The sequence below is a fragment of the Herbiconiux sp. SALV-R1 genome (assembly GCF_013113715.1).
In the GTDB taxonomy this organism is placed as follows: domain Bacteria; phylum Actinomycetota; class Actinomycetes; order Actinomycetales; family Microbacteriaceae; genus Herbiconiux.
Window position 1 is genome coordinate 1801783 of sequence record NZ_CP053344.1, and the last position, 16502, is coordinate 1818284.

The 16502-nt window shown below is 70.5% G+C and carries 19 protein-coding genes and 2 tRNA genes; 3 read left to right on the forward strand and 18 right to left on the reverse strand.

The genetic code is table 11. The features are described 5' to 3' along the window. Window positions 1-3: 3 nt before the first annotated feature. From HL652_RS08665 to HL652_RS08675, 3 genes are read right to left on the reverse strand one after another with little or no spacing between them, the layout of a single operon-like run. Window positions 4-1029, reverse strand: a complete 1026-nt coding sequence (locus tag HL652_RS08665) for an AAA family ATPase (protein WP_171704965.1) — start codon at window positions 1027-1029, stop codon at window positions 4-6. Continuing rightward, window positions 1026-1466: a hypothetical protein gene (locus HL652_RS08670; protein ID WP_171704966.1), complete on the reverse strand. Its 441-nt coding sequence runs from the start codon at window positions 1464-1466 to the stop codon at window positions 1026-1028. The genes HL652_RS08665 and HL652_RS08670 overlap by 4 nt, the downstream gene beginning before the upstream one ends. Then, window positions 1447-1785: a hypothetical protein gene (locus tag HL652_RS08675; RefSeq protein ID WP_171704967.1), complete on the reverse strand. Its 339-nt coding sequence runs from the start codon at window positions 1783-1785 to the stop codon at window positions 1447-1449. The genes HL652_RS08670 and HL652_RS08675 overlap by 20 nt, the downstream gene beginning before the upstream one ends. Before the next feature lie 119 nt (window positions 1786-1904). On the opposite strand from HL652_RS08675, the gene HL652_RS08680 reads away from it, so the two are divergent. Further along, window positions 1905-1978, forward strand: a tRNA-Ile gene (locus HL652_RS08680). Here HL652_RS08680 and HL652_RS08685 read toward each other — a convergent pair. Further along, window positions 1976-3247 (reverse strand): glycosyltransferase, encoded by a 1272-nt coding sequence (locus tag HL652_RS08685; RefSeq protein WP_371743616.1) that lies wholly within the window; start codon window positions 3245-3247, stop codon window positions 1976-1978. The genes HL652_RS08680 and HL652_RS08685 overlap by 3 nt on opposite strands. Before the next feature lie 52 nt (window positions 3248-3299). Further along, entirely contained in the window at window positions 3300-4214 is a 915-nt protein-coding gene (locus HL652_RS08690; RefSeq protein ID WP_171704968.1) for a DMT family transporter, read from the reverse strand. A gap of 42 nt (window positions 4215-4256) precedes the next feature. On the opposite strand from HL652_RS08690, the gene def reads away from it, so the two are divergent. After that, window positions 4257-4823, forward strand: a complete 567-nt coding sequence (gene def / locus HL652_RS08695; RefSeq protein WP_171704969.1) for a peptide deformylase — start codon at window positions 4257-4259, stop codon at window positions 4821-4823. Between the two features lie 54 nt (window positions 4824-4877). On the opposite strand, the gene HL652_RS08700 is transcribed toward def, so the two are convergent. The 8 genes from HL652_RS08700 to dusB all read right to left on the reverse strand — a co-directional run bounded on the left by HL652_RS08700 (window position 4878) and on the right by dusB (window position 12494). Further along, window positions 4878-5183: an AzlD domain-containing protein gene (locus tag HL652_RS08700; protein WP_171704970.1), complete on the reverse strand. Its 306-nt coding sequence runs from the start codon at window positions 5181-5183 to the stop codon at window positions 4878-4880. After that, the gene (locus tag HL652_RS08705) at window positions 5180-5875 is read right to left on the reverse strand and encodes an AzlC family ABC transporter permease (protein WP_171704971.1); all 696 of its coding nucleotides are present in this window, start codon (window positions 5873-5875) and stop codon (window positions 5180-5182) included. Before HL652_RS08705 ends, HL652_RS08700 begins: the two co-directional genes overlap by 4 nt. Window positions 5876-5939: 64 nt before the next feature. Beyond that, a tRNA-Asn gene (locus HL652_RS08710) sits at window positions 5940-6012 on the reverse strand. A 67-nt stretch (window positions 6013-6079) separates the two neighbouring features. Further along, window positions 6080-7012 carry a D-isomer specific 2-hydroxyacid dehydrogenase family protein gene (locus HL652_RS08715; protein ID WP_171704972.1) on the reverse strand — a complete coding sequence of 311 codons (933 nt, stop codon included), beginning with the start codon at window positions 7010-7012 and terminating at the stop codon, window positions 6080-6082. Continuing rightward, window positions 7009-7956, reverse strand: a complete 948-nt coding sequence (locus HL652_RS08720) for an ATP-binding cassette domain-containing protein (protein ID WP_253743731.1) — start codon at window positions 7954-7956, stop codon at window positions 7009-7011. Before HL652_RS08720 ends, HL652_RS08715 begins: the two co-directional genes overlap by 4 nt. Window positions 7957-7980: 24 nt before the next feature. Beyond that, on the reverse strand, window positions 7981-9987 hold the full coding sequence (gene dnaG / locus HL652_RS08725; protein WP_171704973.1) for a DNA primase: 2007 nt from the start codon (window positions 9985-9987) through the stop codon (window positions 7981-7983). Between the two features lie 4 nt (window positions 9988-9991). Next, entirely contained in the window at window positions 9992-11311 is a 1320-nt protein-coding gene (locus HL652_RS08730; RefSeq protein ID WP_216604046.1) for a deoxyguanosinetriphosphate triphosphohydrolase, read from the reverse strand. Then, window positions 11304-12494: a tRNA dihydrouridine synthase DusB gene (dusB, locus tag HL652_RS08735; protein WP_216604048.1), complete on the reverse strand. Its 1191-nt coding sequence runs from the start codon at window positions 12492-12494 to the stop codon at window positions 11304-11306. The genes HL652_RS08730 and dusB overlap by 8 nt, the downstream gene beginning before the upstream one ends. 81 nt (window positions 12495-12575) lie before the next feature. On the opposite strand from dusB, the gene HL652_RS08740 reads away from it, so the two are divergent. Next, window positions 12576-13088, forward strand: a complete 513-nt coding sequence (locus HL652_RS08740) for an aminoacyl-tRNA deacylase (protein ID WP_171704974.1) — start codon at window positions 12576-12578, stop codon at window positions 13086-13088. 19 nt (window positions 13089-13107) lie between these two features. On the opposite strand, the gene HL652_RS08745 is transcribed toward HL652_RS08740, so the two are convergent. The 5 genes from HL652_RS08745 to HL652_RS08765 all read right to left on the reverse strand — a co-directional run bounded on the left by HL652_RS08745 (window position 13108) and on the right by HL652_RS08765 (window position 16445). After that, on the reverse strand, window positions 13108-13311 hold the full coding sequence (locus HL652_RS08745) for a hypothetical protein (RefSeq protein ID WP_171704975.1): 204 nt from the start codon (window positions 13309-13311) through the stop codon (window positions 13108-13110). Then, window positions 13308-13985, reverse strand: a complete 678-nt coding sequence (locus HL652_RS08750; RefSeq protein WP_171704976.1) for a DsbA family oxidoreductase — start codon at window positions 13983-13985, stop codon at window positions 13308-13310. Before HL652_RS08750 ends, HL652_RS08745 begins: the two co-directional genes overlap by 4 nt. A 27-nt stretch (window positions 13986-14012) precedes the next feature. Then, window positions 14013-14879 carry an isoprenyl transferase gene (locus HL652_RS08755; protein WP_371743617.1) on the reverse strand — a complete coding sequence of 289 codons (867 nt, stop codon included), beginning with the start codon at window positions 14877-14879 and terminating at the stop codon, window positions 14013-14015. Next, on the reverse strand, window positions 14876-15628 hold the full coding sequence (gene recO, locus HL652_RS08760; RefSeq protein ID WP_171704978.1) for a DNA repair protein RecO: 753 nt from the start codon (window positions 15626-15628) through the stop codon (window positions 14876-14878). Before recO ends, HL652_RS08755 begins: the two co-directional genes overlap by 4 nt. Before the next feature lie 142 nt (window positions 15629-15770). Next, window positions 15771-16445 (reverse strand): GAP family protein, encoded by a 675-nt coding sequence (locus HL652_RS08765; RefSeq protein WP_171704979.1) that lies wholly within the window; start codon window positions 16443-16445, stop codon window positions 15771-15773. Window positions 16446-16502: the final 57 nt, after the last annotated feature.

The window sequence follows — 16502 nt, forward strand, 5'->3', positions numbered from 1 at the left end:
CCGTCAGGCGCCGCGCGACCGCGTGAGCGGCACGGGCGTCGAGGCGACGATGGCTCGGAGGGCGGTGGCGATGGCCTGAAGGCCGCCCCCGCGGGCGTCGCCGGCGGCGCGCCGGGTGGCGACGATGCGGTGGGCGAGAATGGGCACGACGAGCTGGTTCACGTCGTCGGGCACCACGAACTCGCGGCCGTTCAGCGCCGCGAGCACCTTGGCGGCGCGCACGAGGTGCAGGGTGCCGCGCGGGCTCGCCCCCAGCCTGAACTCGGGGTGGCTGCGGGTCGCCTGCACGATCGACACCACGTACGACTCGACGGCGCGGCTGACGTAGATGGCGCGGGCCGTCTCGATCATCTCGGCGAGCTGCGCCTTGTCGACGACGGCGGTCAGCTGGTCGAGGGGGCTCGTCGTCTCGCGGTGGTGCAGCATCGAGAGCTCGGCCGCGGCGTCGGGGTAGCCCATCGAGATGCGCGCCATGAAGCGGTCGCGCTGGGCCTCGGGCAGGGCGTAGGTGCCCTCCATCTCGATCGGGTTCTGGGTCGCCACGACGATGAACGGGGGGTCGAGCGGATGCGTCGCGCCGTCGAGCGAGACCTGCTGCTCCTCCATGCACTCCAGCAGGGCCGACTGGGTCTTCGGCGAGGCACGGTTGATCTCGTCGGCGATGACGATGTTGGCGAAGATCGCCCCCCGCTTGAACTCGAAGGCGTGGTCGACCTGGTTGTAGATCGACACCCCGGTGACGTCGGAGGGCAGGAGGTCGGGAGTGAACTGGATGCGGCTCACCGTGCATCCGACGCTCGTGGCGAGGGCCTTGGCGAGAGTGGTCTTGCCGACGCCCGGCACGTCTTCGACCAGCAGATGCCCCTCGGCGATGAGCACGATGAGGGCGAGGGTCGCGGCCTCGGTCTTGCCGTCGATGACCCGCTCGAGGTTCGCCATGATGGCGCCTGTGTAGTTGTTGAACTCGGTGAGCGACAGCGGTGCACCGGTGGTCTCGGCGGGCAGGGCGTGGTTCGGCTCGAGGGTCATGAGCGGGCATCCCATCGGGTGGCGAGCAGGAAGACAGTGCCGATGAGTGTGGCGAGCCCGAGCAGGGACAACCAGGGCGACAACTGGAACATCATCATGAGCATCGGGTAGTTCTGTGTGAATCCGCTGGACGAGTAGATCGCCTCGTTGAGCGCGGTGAGCACGACCGCGCCCCCGGCCAGCAGGGCGGCGCCCACCACCCAGAGGGCCACCACGAAACCGTCGACCAGACGGCGTGGTCGCACGAAGCGGGCGCCGGCCCCGTCGAACGCCGCGCCGTCGCCGTGCGGGCCCGGATCGTCGAAAAGTGCTGCCGCGTCGGCGTCGACCTGATCGGCGCGCGCCGATGAGGAGGAGGGGTCTGGCTCGTCGAAACCGGGCTGGAAGGCGCGGTCGAATCGTGAGTCGTATGTTCTCTCAGGGGTGCTGTCTCGCACTCTGCTCCTCGGGTCTGCGCCGCTGCCGTGCCTCAACGATAGGCACAGCGACCGACATTGGCGAGTGCGCCCTCTCGACCGGCAGGATCGCCGTCGGCACCCCGTGCCCGATGACGAGTTGCACGGTGCTGCGCTCCCTGGCGTCGCCGACGTAGCCGTAGAGCGTGTGCACGGCGGTCCGGCGCCGTCGGCAGAGCTGGTGGATGTGCCCGGCCAGCAGCTGCGACTGCGTCTCGTCGACGTCGATGGTGGCGCGACCGTAGTGCACCCGCTTCATCGTCGTGCTGTCGCTGTCGGTCTCTCGTGCATCCGTCTTCATACCCCGAGCGTAGGCAACCTCGTGAGCCGTCACGATGGGGAGCGCTCCCCGTGCAACGCGCCCGCAATGCCGACTCGGGCACGGTATCGTGGTGTCGCGGTCGGCTCGTGCCGGCCGACGGGGCGGTAGCTCAGCTGGTCAGAGCAGTGGACTCATAATCCATCGGTCACGGGTTCAAGTCCCGTCCGCCCTACGCAGGAGCGCCGTCGGGCTCGCGGGTCGGGGGAATGACGACCGGGTCGGTGACGGGCTCGCCGCGGTAGAGGTGCTCGAAGGTGGTGAGGGTGCGCTGGATGTCGTGCGCCGACACGATGCGCAGCGACTCGCGCTTGAACGCCTCGAGCTCGGCCTCGGGCATGCGGAGCACCTTCTCGAGCTTCGCCGCCAGGTCGCCGGCGTCGCTCGGCCGGAACAGGTAGCCGTTCTCGCCGTCGTGGACGAGGTGTGGCAGCGCCATCGCGTCGGCGGCGACCACGGGCAGCCCGCTCGCGAGCGCCTCCATGGTCGCGATGCTCTGCAGCTCGGCGATGGAGGGCATCGCGAACACGGTCGAGCGCGTGTACGCCTTGCGGAGGTCTTCTTCGGAAAGGTACCCCGTGAACGTCGTGCGGTCGCCGATGCCCAGCTGCTGGGCCATGGCCTGCAGGTTCTTCAGCTGGTCGCCGCCGCCCACGATCTCGAGCTTCACGTCGAGGTCGGCGGGCAGCTGCTGCACCGCCTTGAGCAGCACGTCGATCTGCTTCTCCCCGGCGACGCGGCCGACGAACAGGATGCGGTTCTCGGTGCGCGGGCTGAAGTCGGGCACGTAGCTGTCGGCGTTGATGCCGCAGGAGATGGCGTAGACGTCGTGGATGCCCGTCTCCCGCTCGAAGAAGTCGGCGGCACGGCGGGTGGGGGCCGTCACCGCATCCGCCCGGATGAAGGAGCGACGCGCCGCAGCCCACTGCAGACGGATCGCCCAGGCCTGCAGGAACTTCGGGATGCCGCTGAACTGCAGCATGTTCTCGGGCATGACGTGGTTCGTGCCCACGATGCGGATGCCGCGCTTCTCGGCCTCGCCGGAGAGCCCGCGGCCGACGACGATGTGCGACTGGAAGTGCACCACGTCGGGCTTGACCTCGTCGATGATGCGGGCCGAGTTCTGACGGATGCGCCACGGCAGGGCGAAGCGCAGCCAGTCGTGCGGGTACCAGCGCCAGCTGCGCAGGCGGTGCGCGGTGACGACCTGCCCGTCGTAGACCTCTTTCCAGGTGCCGTGCTTGCGGCTCGCCGCAGGGACGACCACGTGCACGTCGTGCCCGCGGGAGGCGAGCCCCGAGGCGAGGTGCTCGGCGAACCGGGCCGAGCCGTTCACGTCGGGAGAGAAGGTGTCGGCGCCGATCACGATCCTCAGCGGCCGTGCCTCCTCGCCCTGCGCTTCTGGCGCATCCGCTCGGGTGCTCGGTACTCGGGAGTCAGTCAAACCGTCGTCTTTCTTGCTCGTGATGGAAGGTTCGTCTTCGCAAAAATGTACCCTAGCGCTTGGCCTGAGGGTGGTAGCGCGCGAGGCCGAAGACTCCCATGATGGCCACGGCGCCGAAGACCACGAAGGCGAAGAGCGCCCAGAGCGGCGCCTGCGACGCCTCGCCGAGCACCGTGATGCCGATGGCCACCGCGACGAGGGGGTCGATGACCGTGAGACCCGCGATCACGAGGTCGGGCGGCCCGGAGGAGTAGGCGTTCTGCACGAAGTAGCCGCCGAGCGCCGCCGCGGCCAGCAGCCCGGCCAGGGCGAGCACGGTGAGCCACTCGAAGTGCGCTTGGAAGATGCGGCTGATGACGACCTTCGCCAGCGTGGCGACGAAGCCGTAGAGCACGCCGGCGCCCACGATGTAGGCGATCGCCTTGAACCGCCTGCGGAGCACCACGAAGCCGAAGGCGAACAGGAGGAGCACGATCGCCAGGATGATGAGGATGACGATGAGGTCACGCGTGGTGACGGGCTTGTCGACAGCGGTGAACGCCGCCACCAGCACGAACAGCCCCACGCCGCCGACGCAGAGCACGATCGAGATGACCGAGCTGCGGTTGAGCTTCACCTTGCTCACACGGGAGTTCAGCACCGCGGTGATGACGAGCGCCACCGCGCCGAGCGGCTGCACCACGATGATGGGCGAGAAGCCGAGGCTGGTGAGCTGGAAGACGATGGCGAGACCCAGCATGAGCGTGCCGATCACCCACGACGGGCGGGCCAGCAGAGCCATCAGCTGCTTCGCGCTCAGGCCCTTGTCGACGCCGTGCGTGCGCGCCTCGACCTTGGCCACCCCGCGGTGCTGGAACTGCGCCCCGAGGCTGAGGAAGACCGCTCCGACCAGGGCGATCGGAATGCCGATGAACTGCTTCGGGTCGAGAGCGATGGTGGCGGAGAGCTCGCTGAGGACGGGGGGCACCCGTAGACACTACCCCGCAGGGCCCGCCGTTAGGCTTAGCGAATGGCCGTTCTCCCGATCCGGATCTCCGGAGACCCCGTGCTGCACTCCCCCGCCCGAGCGGTGGAGCAGATCGACGACGAGCTGCGCACGCTGGTCGCCGACATGTTCGAGACGATGGATGCGGCGCCCGGCGTCGGACTCGCCGCCCCACAGGTGGGTGTGCCGCTGCGCCTGTTCGTCTACGGCTGGACCGACGACGACGAGGTCGAGCACCGCGGCGTCGCCGTGAACCCCGAGCTGTTCATCACGCCGACCTCGACCGAGCCTGCCGACCCCGACGCCGAGTCGGAGGGCTGCCTCTCCTTCCCGGGCGAGCGCTTCCCGCTCGCGCGTGGCGCTCGCGCCGTGCTGCGCGCCACCGACCTCGAGGGCGCCCACTACGAGCTGGAGGTCGACGGCTGGCTCGCCCGCATCTTCCAGCACGAGTTCGACCACCTGGAGGGCCGCCTCTACGTCGACCGCTTGGGGCGCCCGTTCGACCGGGTGGCGCAGAAGATCGAGCGCAAGCGCGGCTGGGGCGTCGCGGGGCTGAGCTGGCTGCCGGGACGCGACGACCTCGACGCCTGAGCCGGGCGGGCCGGGCCGGGCCGGCCACCGCATCCGGATGCTGTGCCCTCGACGTCAGAAGACGGCGCGGAGGAGCGCTGCGACCGCCGCTGCCGCGATCACGACCACCACGAACGGCACGCGCAGCGCGTAGAGCACCGCCGCCACAGCGACGGCGGGCACCCGCGCATCGAGCTGCACGCTCTGACCGGCGCCGAGCGTTTGCACCGCGATGAGCGCCGCGAGGAGCGCCACCGTGAGCAGGTTCGCGATGCGGGCGATGGTGGGGTGCTCGAACGCCTTCGCCGGAATGAGGTAGCCCGCCACTTTGAGGCCCACGCAGATGATCGAGGCCAGCAGCACGATGTTCCAGGCGCTCACGACTCGCGCCTCGCTCCCAGCAGGTTGAAGGCGCCGACGACCACGGCGACGGACGCGGCCACCAGCACGGGAAGACCCGGCACCAGCACCGGCGTGAGCAGCGTGGCCACGACGGCGGCGCCCACGGCCACGGCCTGGGTCTGCCGTTCCTTCAGCCGAGGCCACAGCAGCCCCAGGAAGGCTGCGGCGGCCGCCGCGTCGAGACCGTAGGCACTGACATCGCCGAGCAGGTCGCCGATGAGCGCCCCGATGAGGGTGGTGAGGTTCCAGCCCAGATAGATGGCGATGCCCGTCACCCAGAAGCCGAGCCGCTGGCTGCGCAGGGTGGGTTGCGCCGTCGCCACCGCCACCGACTCGTCGATGGTGAGCTGGGCGGCGGCAGCTCGCCGCAGGAAGCCGGGGCCGATGAGCGGCGACATGCGGATGGAGTAGAACACGTTGCGCGTGCCGAGCAGCGCCGCGCTCGTGATGGCCGCCGGCCCGGCGGCGAGCCCTCCCGAGGCGAGCACGCCGATGAGGGCGAACTGCGAGCCACCGGTGAACATGACGAGGCTGAGGAAGCAGGTCTGCCACACGTCGAGGCCCGACAGGGTGGCCAGCGCACCGAACGAGACGCCGTACACGGCGGTGGCGAGCCCCACGGCCAGCCCCGCCCGCACGGCGGCGCGTTCCTCGGGCGATCGGGCGGCCATCGGTGCCCTCCCCTCTCGCCACGGCAACGAAAAAGGCCCCGCGGGTGGAGCCGCGAGGCCTTCGCTCCCCGACTTGGACTCGAACCAAGAACCTGCCGGTTAACAGCCGGCTGCTCTGCCAATTGAGCTATCGAGGATTATCGCTGTCGAAACAGCGATGGAAACACTATCACCCTTTCGGGAGAGCTTTCGCCACCCCTCCCCTCAATAGCCCTGTCGAGGGTCGACGACGCCCGTGAATCCGCCTCCGGAGAGGTAGGCGCGCACGTTGTCGCGCACGCGTTCGGCCAGGAGCGGCCTCGTCATCTCGGGCGTGTCAGCCGTGTGCGGGGTCATGACGACGCGCTCGTGGCGCCAGAGGGGGTGCCCGGTCGGGAGCGGTTCGGGATCGGTCACGTCGAGGCCCGCTCCGGAGAGGTGGCCGGCGTCGAGAGCGGCGAGCAGCGCCCCCGTGTCGAGGAGGCCGCCACGGGCGACATTCACGACATATGCCCCGGGCTTCATATGCGCGAGTCGCGCGGCGTCGAGCAGGCCCGACGTGGCCTCGGTGAGCGGTGCGGCGAGAACGACGACGTCGGCAGCCGGCAGAACCTCGTCGAGGCGGTCGACGGTCACCGTGGTGGTCGCACCCGGCACGGGGGCCGCCGTGCGGCGCACGATCGTGACGTCGACCTCGAAGGGCCGGAGCAGGCGGAGGAGCTCCCTTGCGATTCCCCCCGCGCCCACGACGAGCACGCGGCGGCCGTACAGCGACGCCCCGCCCTTGGCTCCCCACGAGTCGGCACGGATGCGCGTCGGCAGCAGGCGCAGCACGCCCAGCAGCAGGGTGAGGGCGTGCTCGGCCACCGGGCGCGCGTAGGCGCCCTTCGCGCTCGTCCAGATGCGCCCGGGGCGGTCGTGCTGTCGGAGGACTTCGGCGAAGGAGTCGACGCCGGCCCAGGGCAGCTGCACCCAATTGACATCAGGATGCGCGGCCAGCACCTCGCCGAGGCTGTCGCCGCCCGCGTTGTCGAGCCACACGATGCCGCGGGTCGACGCGGAGAGGGGTGCGACGGCGCCGCCCGCAGCGCGCACGGCGTCGACGAAGAGCGGGTCGGCGACGGGGAGGACGGCGAGGGGGCCGGGCTCCGGGGTCATCGGCGGTCGGCGTCGGTGTCGTTGAAGTCGGTGTCGTCGAACTCGGATTCGTCGAACTCGGATTCGTCGAAGTCTTCGTCGGCGGACTCGTCGTCGCCGGGCTCGACGTCATCGCCTTCGGCCTCGGGTTCCTCGGCCTCGGGGAGCACCTCGCGGGCGAGACTCGCCACGTAGGGGTGTCTCGGGTCGCCGAGCACCTCGTCGATGTGGCCGAGACCCACGACGACGCCTTCGTGGATGATCGCGATGCGGTCGACCGAACGGCGCAGCGCGTCGAGGTCGTGGCTGACGATGAGCGCCGCGGCTCCGCGTCGCCGCTGCAGCGCCGCGATCACGTCGATGACGGCGCCGCGCACCGACACGTCGACGCCGGCGGTGGGCTCGTCGGCGATGAGCAGCGGCGGTTCGAGGATGAGCCCGCGCGCCACGGCCACGCGCTGGCGCTGACCGCTCGAGAGCTCGTGCGGCTGCTTGAGCATCGTGCCGACGGGCAGCAGCAGCGCGTCGACGAGGGTGGCGGCCCGCAGCCCGGCCTCGTGCCGGTCGAACCGCTTGTCGCGCAGGAAGAGGGGTTCGGCGACCAGTTCGGCGACCGTCATGTTGGAGGTGAGCCGCGAGCCCGCATCCTGGGCCACGTAGCCCACACCCATGGCGAGCTTTCCCGCCTTCGAGCGGCGCATGCCGCGCACCCGGTAGCCCAGCACCTCGAGTTCGCCGCCGACGATGCGGGGCGAACCGTCGCCCGCGGTGCGGAGAGCGGCCTGGCCGGAGGCGAGCTGGGCGAGGGTCGACTTGCCCGAGCCGCTCGAGCCGACGAGCCCCACGATCTCGCCGGGCGCGATGTCGAGCGTGAAGCCCTTCACGGCGGTGTAGGCGGGGCTCACGCTGTGCGACGGGTACTCGATCGTCACATCGGAGGCGGACAGGACCTTGGGCTCACTCATCGCTTCGAGCCTATGCCGACGACCTCATTCCGCCAGGAAGGCGCGTCGGTCGGCCTCGAGTTGCACGAGTTGCACCTGCAGCTCGCGGTAGCCGACGGGATCGGCGACGGCGTCGGTGCGCTGCAGTCGGCCGATGAGGTCGTCTTTGCGGCGCTGGAGGTGCCGGGTGACCAGGTCGCGCACGATGCTGCGAAGGTAGCCCTCGGGCTGTCGCTCGGGGCGTTCGGGGATGGGGGCGACCGCAAGCTCCTCCACGAGCGTGCGGTACTCCTCAGGCACGTCTCCCTGCACGGTGGCGACCCAGTTCGGGCTGTCGAAGGCGTCGAGGTTGCGCCCGATGGAGTCGCGCACGGCGGCGAGGGGCGCGTTGCTGAAACCGCAGACGGTCGCGTGGGCGATGAGGTCACGGCCCACGATGACGGGGGTCTGCAGGATCGCCACGAGGGCGTCGCGCTCGGTGCGCATGGCGGTGGTGACCGGGAGCTGGGTGAGGGTGACGCGCGGGCGCACGGCCGGCTCGGGTGCGAGGCTCGTGACCGAGGGCACCGCCGACTGCTGCATCACCAGGGTTCCGGATGCCGTGGGGTCGATGCGCCCGCCGTCGGCCGGGTGCGGGCCGCCGGAGGTGCGTTCTCCCCCGCGGGTGAGGGCTCCACGGTCGCCGCGGTCTCCCCGGTCGCCCCGGTCTCCCCCGCGCTCGCCTCCGCCCGAGCGAGTGCCGGAGCGCTCGACGACCTGGCTCACCTCGCCGAGCTCCATCGCGAGCATCTTCGCGAGCTCGCGGGTGTAGGCGGGGCGCAGCGCGCTGTCGCGGATGTCGGCGACGACAGGGGCGGCGTCGCGCAAGGCGGCGACCCTGCCCTCCACCGAGTCGAGGTCGTAGGCGGCGAGCTTCTGCTTGATGACGAACTCGAACATCGGCTTCTTGCTCTTCACGAGCCGGCGCACGGCGTCGTCACCCTTCGCCAGGCGCAGGTCGCAGGGGTCGAGGCCGTCGGGCGCCACCGCCACGTAGGTCTGCGCGGCGAACCGCTGCTCCTCGCTGAACGCGCGGAGCGCTGCCTTCTGGCCCGCAGCATCCGGGTCGAAGGTGAACACGACCTCGCCGAGACCCGAGCTGTCGTCGGAGAGCACTCGCCGCATGATCTTGATGTGGTCGACGCCGAAGGAGGTGCCGCAGGTGGCGACCGCCGTGGTGACCCCCGCGAGGTGGCAGGCCATCACGTCGGTGTAGCCCTCGACGACCACCACCTGGCGCGTGCGCGAGATGTCGCGCTTGGCGAGGTCGAGCCCATAGAGCACCTGTGCCTTGTGGTAGACCGCCGTCTCGGGCGTGTTGAGGTACTTCGGGCCTTTGTCGTCGTCGAACAGCCGGCGCGCTCCGAACCCGACGGTCTGGCCCGTCTGGTCGCGGATGGGCCACACCAGCCGGCCGCGAAACCTGTCGTAGCTGCCGCGGTCGCCCTGGCTCACGAGGCCCGCCGCCGAGAGCTCCGCCTCGGTGAAGCCTCGCCCGCGCAGGTGCTTGCCCAGGTTGTCCCACCCCTGGGGTGCGTAGCCCACGCCGAAGCGTGCGGCCGCCGAGGCGTCGAAGCCGCGCTCACCGAGGAAGGCGCGGCCGGCGTCGGCCCCGGGCGCCGTGAGCTGCTCGGCGAAGTACTCTCTGGCCGCCTCGTTGGCCGCCAGCAGTCGTGCCCGGTTGCCGTGATCGACCGCGGCGCCGCCGTCTTCGTAGTGCAGCTGGTAGCCGATCGTGGCGGCGAGGCGCTCGACGGCCTCCGAGAAGGTGACGTGGTCGATCTTCTGCAGGAAGGTGAAGACGTCGCCGCCCTCGCCGCACCCGAAGCAGTGGTAGTAGCCCACCTGGGGTCGCACGTGGAAGCTCGGCGACCGCTCGTCGTGGAACGGGCAGAGACCTTTCATCGAGCCGACGCCGGCGCTCTTCAAGGTGACGAAGTCGCCGACGACGTCGGCGATGTTGATGCGCGAACGCACCTCGTCGATGTCGCTGCGGCGGATCAGACCTGCCATGGGCTCACGACACGTTCCGCACGGGGAGCGCGAGCCGCGGCCGGGAACCGCCGCAGAGCCGCTCGTACCAGGCCACGGCGGTCTGGTCGGTGAGGCTCGCCACCTGGTCGACCACCACGCGTCGGCGCGCGGTGTCGTCGGTCGCCTCGCGCCAGTCGGCGGCGAAGGCGGTGTCGAGGGCAGCGCCCTCCGACTCGAGCAGCGCGTCGGCGAGCTCGCTCAGCAGTTCGCGTTGGTCGACGTAGAGGGGCTGGCGGGCGTCGGTGCTCATCACGAACACCGAGACGATGCCTTTCAGGGTGGCGATCTCGGCCGCCACCCAGTCGGGCACCACGACGTCGGCGCCGTAGCGGGTGATACTCGGGGTGGGGAACGCCTCGCGGGTGGCACGGGTCGCCGCACCGGCGAAGCGGCCGATGAGCTGGCTAGTGAGGTTCTTGAGCGAGGCGTGGGCGGCCCGCGAGTCGTCCCATTCCGAGAGCCACACCTTGAGCGAGTCGAGCCGCTCGAAAGCCTCGGCCAGCTCGTCAAGCTCGAACCCGCCGCCCGCGCGCAGGTGGATGCGGCGGACCAGGTCGGCGTGGTCGACTCGGTCGCCGAGCACCGAGACGTCGATGTACCCGTTCAGCACGGCGTCTTCGAAGTCGTGCACGGAGTAGGCGATGTCGTCGGAGAGATCCATCACCTGCGCCTCGACGCAGAGCCTCCGCGCGGGCGCGTCGGCCCTGAACCAGTCGAAGACCTCGACGTCGTCGTCGTAGACCCCGTACTTCAGGCGACCGCTCGGGTCTTGCACGGGGTCGCTGGCCGTCCACGGGTACTTGCAGCTGGCGTCGAGGCTCGCCCGGGTGAGGTTGAGGCCGTAGCTGCGGCCGGTCTCACCGACCACCTTCGGCTCGAGGCGGCTCAGAATGCGCAGGCTCTGGGCGTTGCCCTCGAAGCCCCCGATCTCCCGCGCCCAGTCGTTGAGTGCACGCTCGCCGTTGTGACCGAAGGGCGGATGCCCGAGGTCGTGGGCGAGGCAGGCGGTGTCGACGACGTCGGGGTCGAGATCGAGGCTCGCCGCGAGCTCCCGGCCCACCTGGGCCACCTCGAGCGAGTGGGTGAGCCGGTTGCGGGCGAAGTCGGCGACCACGGCAGGGCTCAGCACCTGCGTCTTGGCCGCGAGTCGGCGCAGCGACGAGGAGTGCAGCACACGGGCTCGGTCGCGCGCGAAGTCGCTGCGCCTCGTGTAGTGCTCCTCGGGCAGCAGGCGCTCGGCGTCGGACTCGGCGTAGCCCTTGGTGGGCGCGTAGGTGGCGAGGTTGAGGAGGGGTTCAGCCACCGCTGTGGTCCAGTTCGGCTTCGGCGAGATCGGCGCGGCCGGCGCCGCCGAGGGCGCGGGAGTCGAGCCAGTGCTCGGGCAGGGCGGGCTTCTTCGGGCTGCCGGCCCGGCCACGCGGGCCTTCGGCGTCGGCACCCGGGTAGGGCATCGACCAGTCGAGGGTGGCGAGGATCTCGTCCATCGCCTCCAGCGTCTTCACGGTGCTGAGGGCGGCGCGCACCTCGTGCCCGGCCGGGTAGCCCTTGAGGTACCAGGCGACGTGCTTGCGGATGTCACGGCAGGCGCGGTCTTCGTCGCCGAAGAACTCGGTGAGCAGCTCGGCGTGCCGGCGCAGGGTGCGGGCGACGTCACCGAGCGAGGGGGCCGCGCGGAGGGCGACGGCCTCCTCGGCGGAGAGGTCGCCGGAGCGCACCCGGAACGCCGCGGAGAGGTCGCCGAACAGCCACGGCCGACCGAGGCAGCCCCGACCCACCACGACCCCGTCGCAGCCGGTCTCGTCGACCATGCGCACCGCGTCTTCGCCCGACCAGATGTCGCCGTTGCCGAGCACGGGGACACTCGTGATGGTCTCCTTGAGCGTCGCGATGGCACCCCAATCGGCCGTGCCGCTGTAGAAGTCGCCGGCGGTGCGGGCGTGCAGCGCGATGGCCGCCACCCCCGCGCCCTCGGCCGCGCGGGCGGCTTCGAGGTAGGTGAGGTGGTCGGAGTCGATGCCCTTGCGCATCTTGACCGTCACCGGGATGTCGCCGGCCGCGTCGACCACCGACTCCACGATCTCGCGGAACAGGTCGAGCTTCCAGGGCAGCGCCGCCCCGCCTCCCTTGCGGGTGACCTTGGGCACCGGGCAGCCGAAGTTCATGTCGATGTGGTCGGTACGGTCTTCGTCGACGAGGATGCGCGCGGCGTCGGCCATCGTCTTCGGGTCGACGCCGTAGAGCTGGATCGACCGCGGCGTCTCGCTCGGGTGGTGGGTGATGAGGCGCATCGTCTCGGGCGTGCGCTCGACCAGGGCGCGACTCGTGATCATCTCACTCACGTACAGCCCCGCACCGAACTCGCGGCACAGGCGGCGGAACGCCGTGTTCGTGATGCCGGCCATGGGTGCGAGCACGACGGGGACGTCGAGCTCGATGGGGCCGATGGCGAGCTTGGAGCCGCCGGCGAGGAGAGTGGAGGAAGTCATCGGGGTCAATTCTTCCAGACGGATGCGGTGAGCGTGTCGCCGACGGGAATCCTGTGCACGAGCATCCGGTTCAATGGTGCTGTGAACAACTCATCTGACGCCGCGCCCGCCCCCGAGGGAACCGAGAGGGTGCGCGCCGACGCCGCCCGCCTCGGACTCGACGTCGAGATCGTCGAGCGGCCCGCCGCCGACTCGCTCGAGACCGCGGCAGCCCTGCTCGGGCTCGAGCCGGCCGACATCATGAAGAGCCTCGTCGTGAAGCGGCACGACGGCGGGTTCCTGTTCGCCCTCATCCCGGGCGACCGCCAGATCAGCTGGCCGAAGCTGCGGGCGCTGGTGGGGGTCAACCGGCTGTCGATGCCGCACCAGGACGTGGCGCTGGAGGCCACGGGGTACGAGCGGGGCACCATCACGCCGCTCGGCAGCAGCACGGCGTGGCCCGTGTACCTCGACGCGGCGTTCGCCGGGCGCCCCCGCGTGGCGATGGGGGCGGGAGCGCACGGCCACAGCGCCTTCGTCGACGCCGACGCGCTGGCGACCGCGCTCGGCGCCACGGTCGCCGACATCTCCGACCCGATCGCGCCGCGCTCCTGAGCCAGGCGGCTGCCTGAGCTCAGAAAGAGCAGGAGTCGCCCTCGCACGTCGCGCCGGCGGGGCCGAGGAACGCCAAGGGAGTCAGGGCCCGATTCTCGACGGACTCGGTCGCATCGGTCGATGCGGCCCCGTCCATCCGCACGGCGACCGGTGCGTCAGCCCGCACGGCGACCGGTGCGTCAGCGTCAGCGGGAGCCGCCGCACCGCCGAGGGGGCCGGTCACGCCCCCACCTCGCGTCGGTCGCCCGCCACCTGCGACAGCACCTGCACGAACGCCGCGGCAGCCTGGGCGCCCGACACGCCGTACTTGCCGTCGATGACGAAGAACGGCACGCCCTGGATGCCGTAGGCCACAGCCTGACGCTGGTCGGCGTGCACGTCGGCGAGGTACTCGTCGGCCTCGAGCGAGCGCACCACGTCGTCGCGGTCGAGGCCGATCTCGGCGGCGAGATCGGCCAGGTCGCCGACGCGACCCACGTGCTGACCGTCGACGAAGTACGCCTTGAGCAGGCGCTCCTTCGCCTCCAGCTGCTTGCCGCGCGCCTTGGCGTAGTGGATGAGCTGGTGCGCCTTCACCGTGTTGGTGTGCTTCACCGCGTCGAAGTCGTAGTCGAGACCCACCGACGACGCGATGCCCGTCACCCGGTCGAGCATCTGCTCGACCTGTGCGACCGGCATGCCCTTGCGTGCGGCGAGGTAGTCGGTGGTGCTGCCCTCGAAGTCGACCGGGGTGTCGGGCGACAGCTCGAAGGAGTGGTATTCGATCTCGACCGGCAGGGCGTCGGCCGACTGCGCGTACTCCTCGAGGCCGTTCTCGAGCTTGCGCTTGCCGATGTAGCACCAGGGGCAGGCGACGTCTGACCAGATGTCGATCTTGATGGGTTCGGAATCACTCACCTGAAGAGCAACGCGCGGCGGGCGCGACTATTCCGCAGCCGACTCCGCCGGCTCCTCCACAGCGGCGGATGCGGACGGCTTGTCCACAGCTCCGCCGAAGCGCCGCGCACGGCCGGTGTAGCGCTCGATAGCCTCCCACAGGTCGACCCGGGTGAAGTCGGGCCACAACCTGTCCAAGAAGACCATCTCGGCGTACGCCGACTGCCAGGGAAGGAAGTTCGAGGTGCGCTGCTCTCCAGAACTCCGCACGAACAGATCGACGTCGGGAAGCTCTGGCACGTACAGATGCCGCTGGATGAGCTTCTCCGACACCGCTGAGGGGCGGATGCGCCCGGCGGCCACGTCGTCGGCGATCGCCCTCACGGCGTCGGCGATCTCGGTGCGCCCTCCGTAGTTGACGCACATGGTGAGGGTGAGGGTGGAGTTCGCGGCGGTCAGCTGCTCGGCGAACTGCAGCTCCTTGATCACGCTCGCCCAGAGCTTGGGCTTGCGCCCCGCCCAGCGGATGCGCACACCCCACTCGTTCAGCTGGTCGCGACGGCGGTGCAGCACCTCGCGGTTGAAGCCCATGAGGAAGCGCACCTCGTCGGGTGACCGCTTCCAGTTCTCTGTGGAGAAGGCGTAGACGCTCACGTGCTTCACGCCGATCTGGATGGCACCGGCGACCACGTCGAGGAGTGCGGCCTCGCCGGCGCGGTGACCCTCGATACGGGTGAGCCCGCGCTGGTTCGCCCAGCGCCCGTTGCCGTCCATCACGATCGCCACGTGCTTCGGCACGGAGCCCGCGGGGATCGCGGGCGGCTGCAGCCCCGTCCAATCCAGCGGCCGGAACGGCTCGGCGTAGCGGGAGGTGGTGCGGGGCGGCTCGGCGCCGGAGCGTCTGAGGGGGCTCACGGGGAGGGGACCTTCTTCGTCGTCTGCGACCGTTCGACGTGCTCGAGAGAACGGAGCCCGCGTTCCAGGTGCCATTGGGTGTAAGCCGCCACGATACCGCTCGCCCGCGAGCGGGTCGGTGCTTCGGAGGCGTCTGCGGTCTGCCAGTCTCCTGTGAGCAGGGCGGCGAGCAGCTGCAGGGTGCCCGGGTCGAGGCGCGGGGTGCCGGGAGGCGCGACGCCGTCGCTCACCACCCCGCCGAGCTGCACGACGAACGCCGAGTGCGGGCCGGCCTCGCCCGTCACCGCGCAGTCGTGGAAGCTGGGCGCCCAGCCGGCCATCGACAGCGCGCGCAGGAGGTAGGAGTCGAGCGTGAGGGCGGGCCCGTGCTCGCCTCGGGCGAGGGAACGGAGGGCACCCACGAGCAGGAGGTACTGCTGCAGCGACGGTTCGGTCTCGGTGAGCTTGTCGGCGGTCTCGACCATGGCGTTGGCCGCCGTGTAGCTGGCGTAGTCGGCGGTGATCTCGGCGCCGTAGGAGCCGAGGGTCACGGCCTGGGTGATGGTGTCGAGAGTGCGGCCCTCGTAGAACTGCACGTCGGCCACCATGAAGGGCTCGAGCCGGGCGCCGAACTTCGAACCGGTGCGGCGCACGCCCCGCGCCACGGCGCGCACCTTGCCGTGCTGACGGGTCAGCAGGGTGACGATACGGTCGGCCTCGCCCAGCTTGTGGGTGCGCAGCACGACGCCTTCATCTCGGTAGACGGGCACCCTTCAAGTATCCCCCGCCCCGGCACCCGCACGGCCGGCCCGCGCCGGGCACGCGCCGCACGCTCGGAGCCGGACACGCGCCGCGCGTTCGGAGTGGGGCACGCGCCACGCGCTCGGAGCCACGCACGCGCCGCACGCTCGCCTAGAACGACTCGAACGCCTTGCCCAGCTGAATCGCCCCGAGCAGCACGAACAGCACCGCCATGATGAGCGCGTTGTGCCTGATCAGCCCTGCCTTGGCCGAGTGCAGTCCAGAGGAGACGGTCTTCGACCCCGAGCCGCCCACGACGCACAGGGCGATGAGCCCGAGCGACGACACACCTGCGAACACCGCACTCGCCACGACCACGAGCGACCAGTCGAGATGTTCGCCGCCGATGACCGCACCGGCAGCCACGGCGACAGGGATGTTCTTGAGGTTCACGAGCCCGAGCAGGAGACCGAGACCCGCCGACCTCGCCACCCCGAAGGAGTCGATCGACGCCAGCCACTTGGGCTCCGCCGGCTTCTGGTCTTTCTTCGGCCGCTTCTGCCAGCTGCGGAAGGCCAGATAGAAGAACAGGGCAGCGAACGCGAACCCCAGCACGATGTGGAACACGCGCGCGAAGAACGCGTCGTTCTCGGTCGTGCCCTTGAGCCCCGACGACAAGCCCAGGGTGAGGGCGAAGAAGGCGACCGCGAACGCCACCGTGAACACGACGGCGTTGCCGCGGCCGCGCGGACCGAGCGAGAGGGTGATCACCGCCACCAGGGGCAGCGGTGAGATGATCACCGCGAACGCGAGCGGGAGCGTCTCCCCCAGCACCTGCCAGAACATGTGCTCACCCTAGTGGGCGGGCCCACCGCTCCAGGGCAGGCGCTGCTGGGAGACACT

Bases quoted from the DNA above. Each gene is read 5' to 3' on its own strand.
- HL652_RS08705 (WP_171704971.1), bottom strand. From the start codon at position 5,875: ATGGCCGCCCGATCGCCCGAGGAACGCGCCGCCGTGCGGGCGGGGCTG.
- def (WP_171704969.1), top strand. From the start codon at position 4,257: ATGGCCGTTCTCCCGATCCGGATCTCCGGAGACCCCGTGCTGCACTCC.
- dnaG (WP_171704973.1), bottom strand. From the start codon at position 9,987: ATGGCAGGTCTGATCCGCCGCAGCGACATCGACGAGGTGCGTTCGCGC.
- HL652_RS08765 (WP_171704979.1), bottom strand. From the start codon at position 16,445: ATGTTCTGGCAGGTGCTGGGGGAGACGCTCCCGCTCGCGTTCGCGGTG.
- HL652_RS08715 (WP_171704972.1), bottom strand. From the start codon at position 7,012: ATGACCCCGGAGCCCGGCCCCCTCGCCGTCCTCCCCGTCGCCGACCCG.
- HL652_RS08675 (WP_171704967.1), bottom strand. From the start codon at position 1,785: ATGAAGACGGATGCACGAGAGACCGACAGCGACAGCACGACGATGAAG.
- dusB (WP_216604048.1), bottom strand. From the start codon at position 12,494: ATGACTTCCTCCACTCTCCTCGCCGGCGGCTCCAAGCTCGCCATCGGC.
- HL652_RS08720 (WP_253743731.1), bottom strand. From the start codon at position 7,956: ATGAGTGAGCCCAAGGTCCTGTCCGCCTCCGATGTGACGATCGAGTAC.
- HL652_RS08665 (WP_171704965.1), bottom strand. From the start codon at position 1,029: ATGACCCTCGAGCCGAACCACGCCCTGCCCGCCGAGACCACCGGTGCA.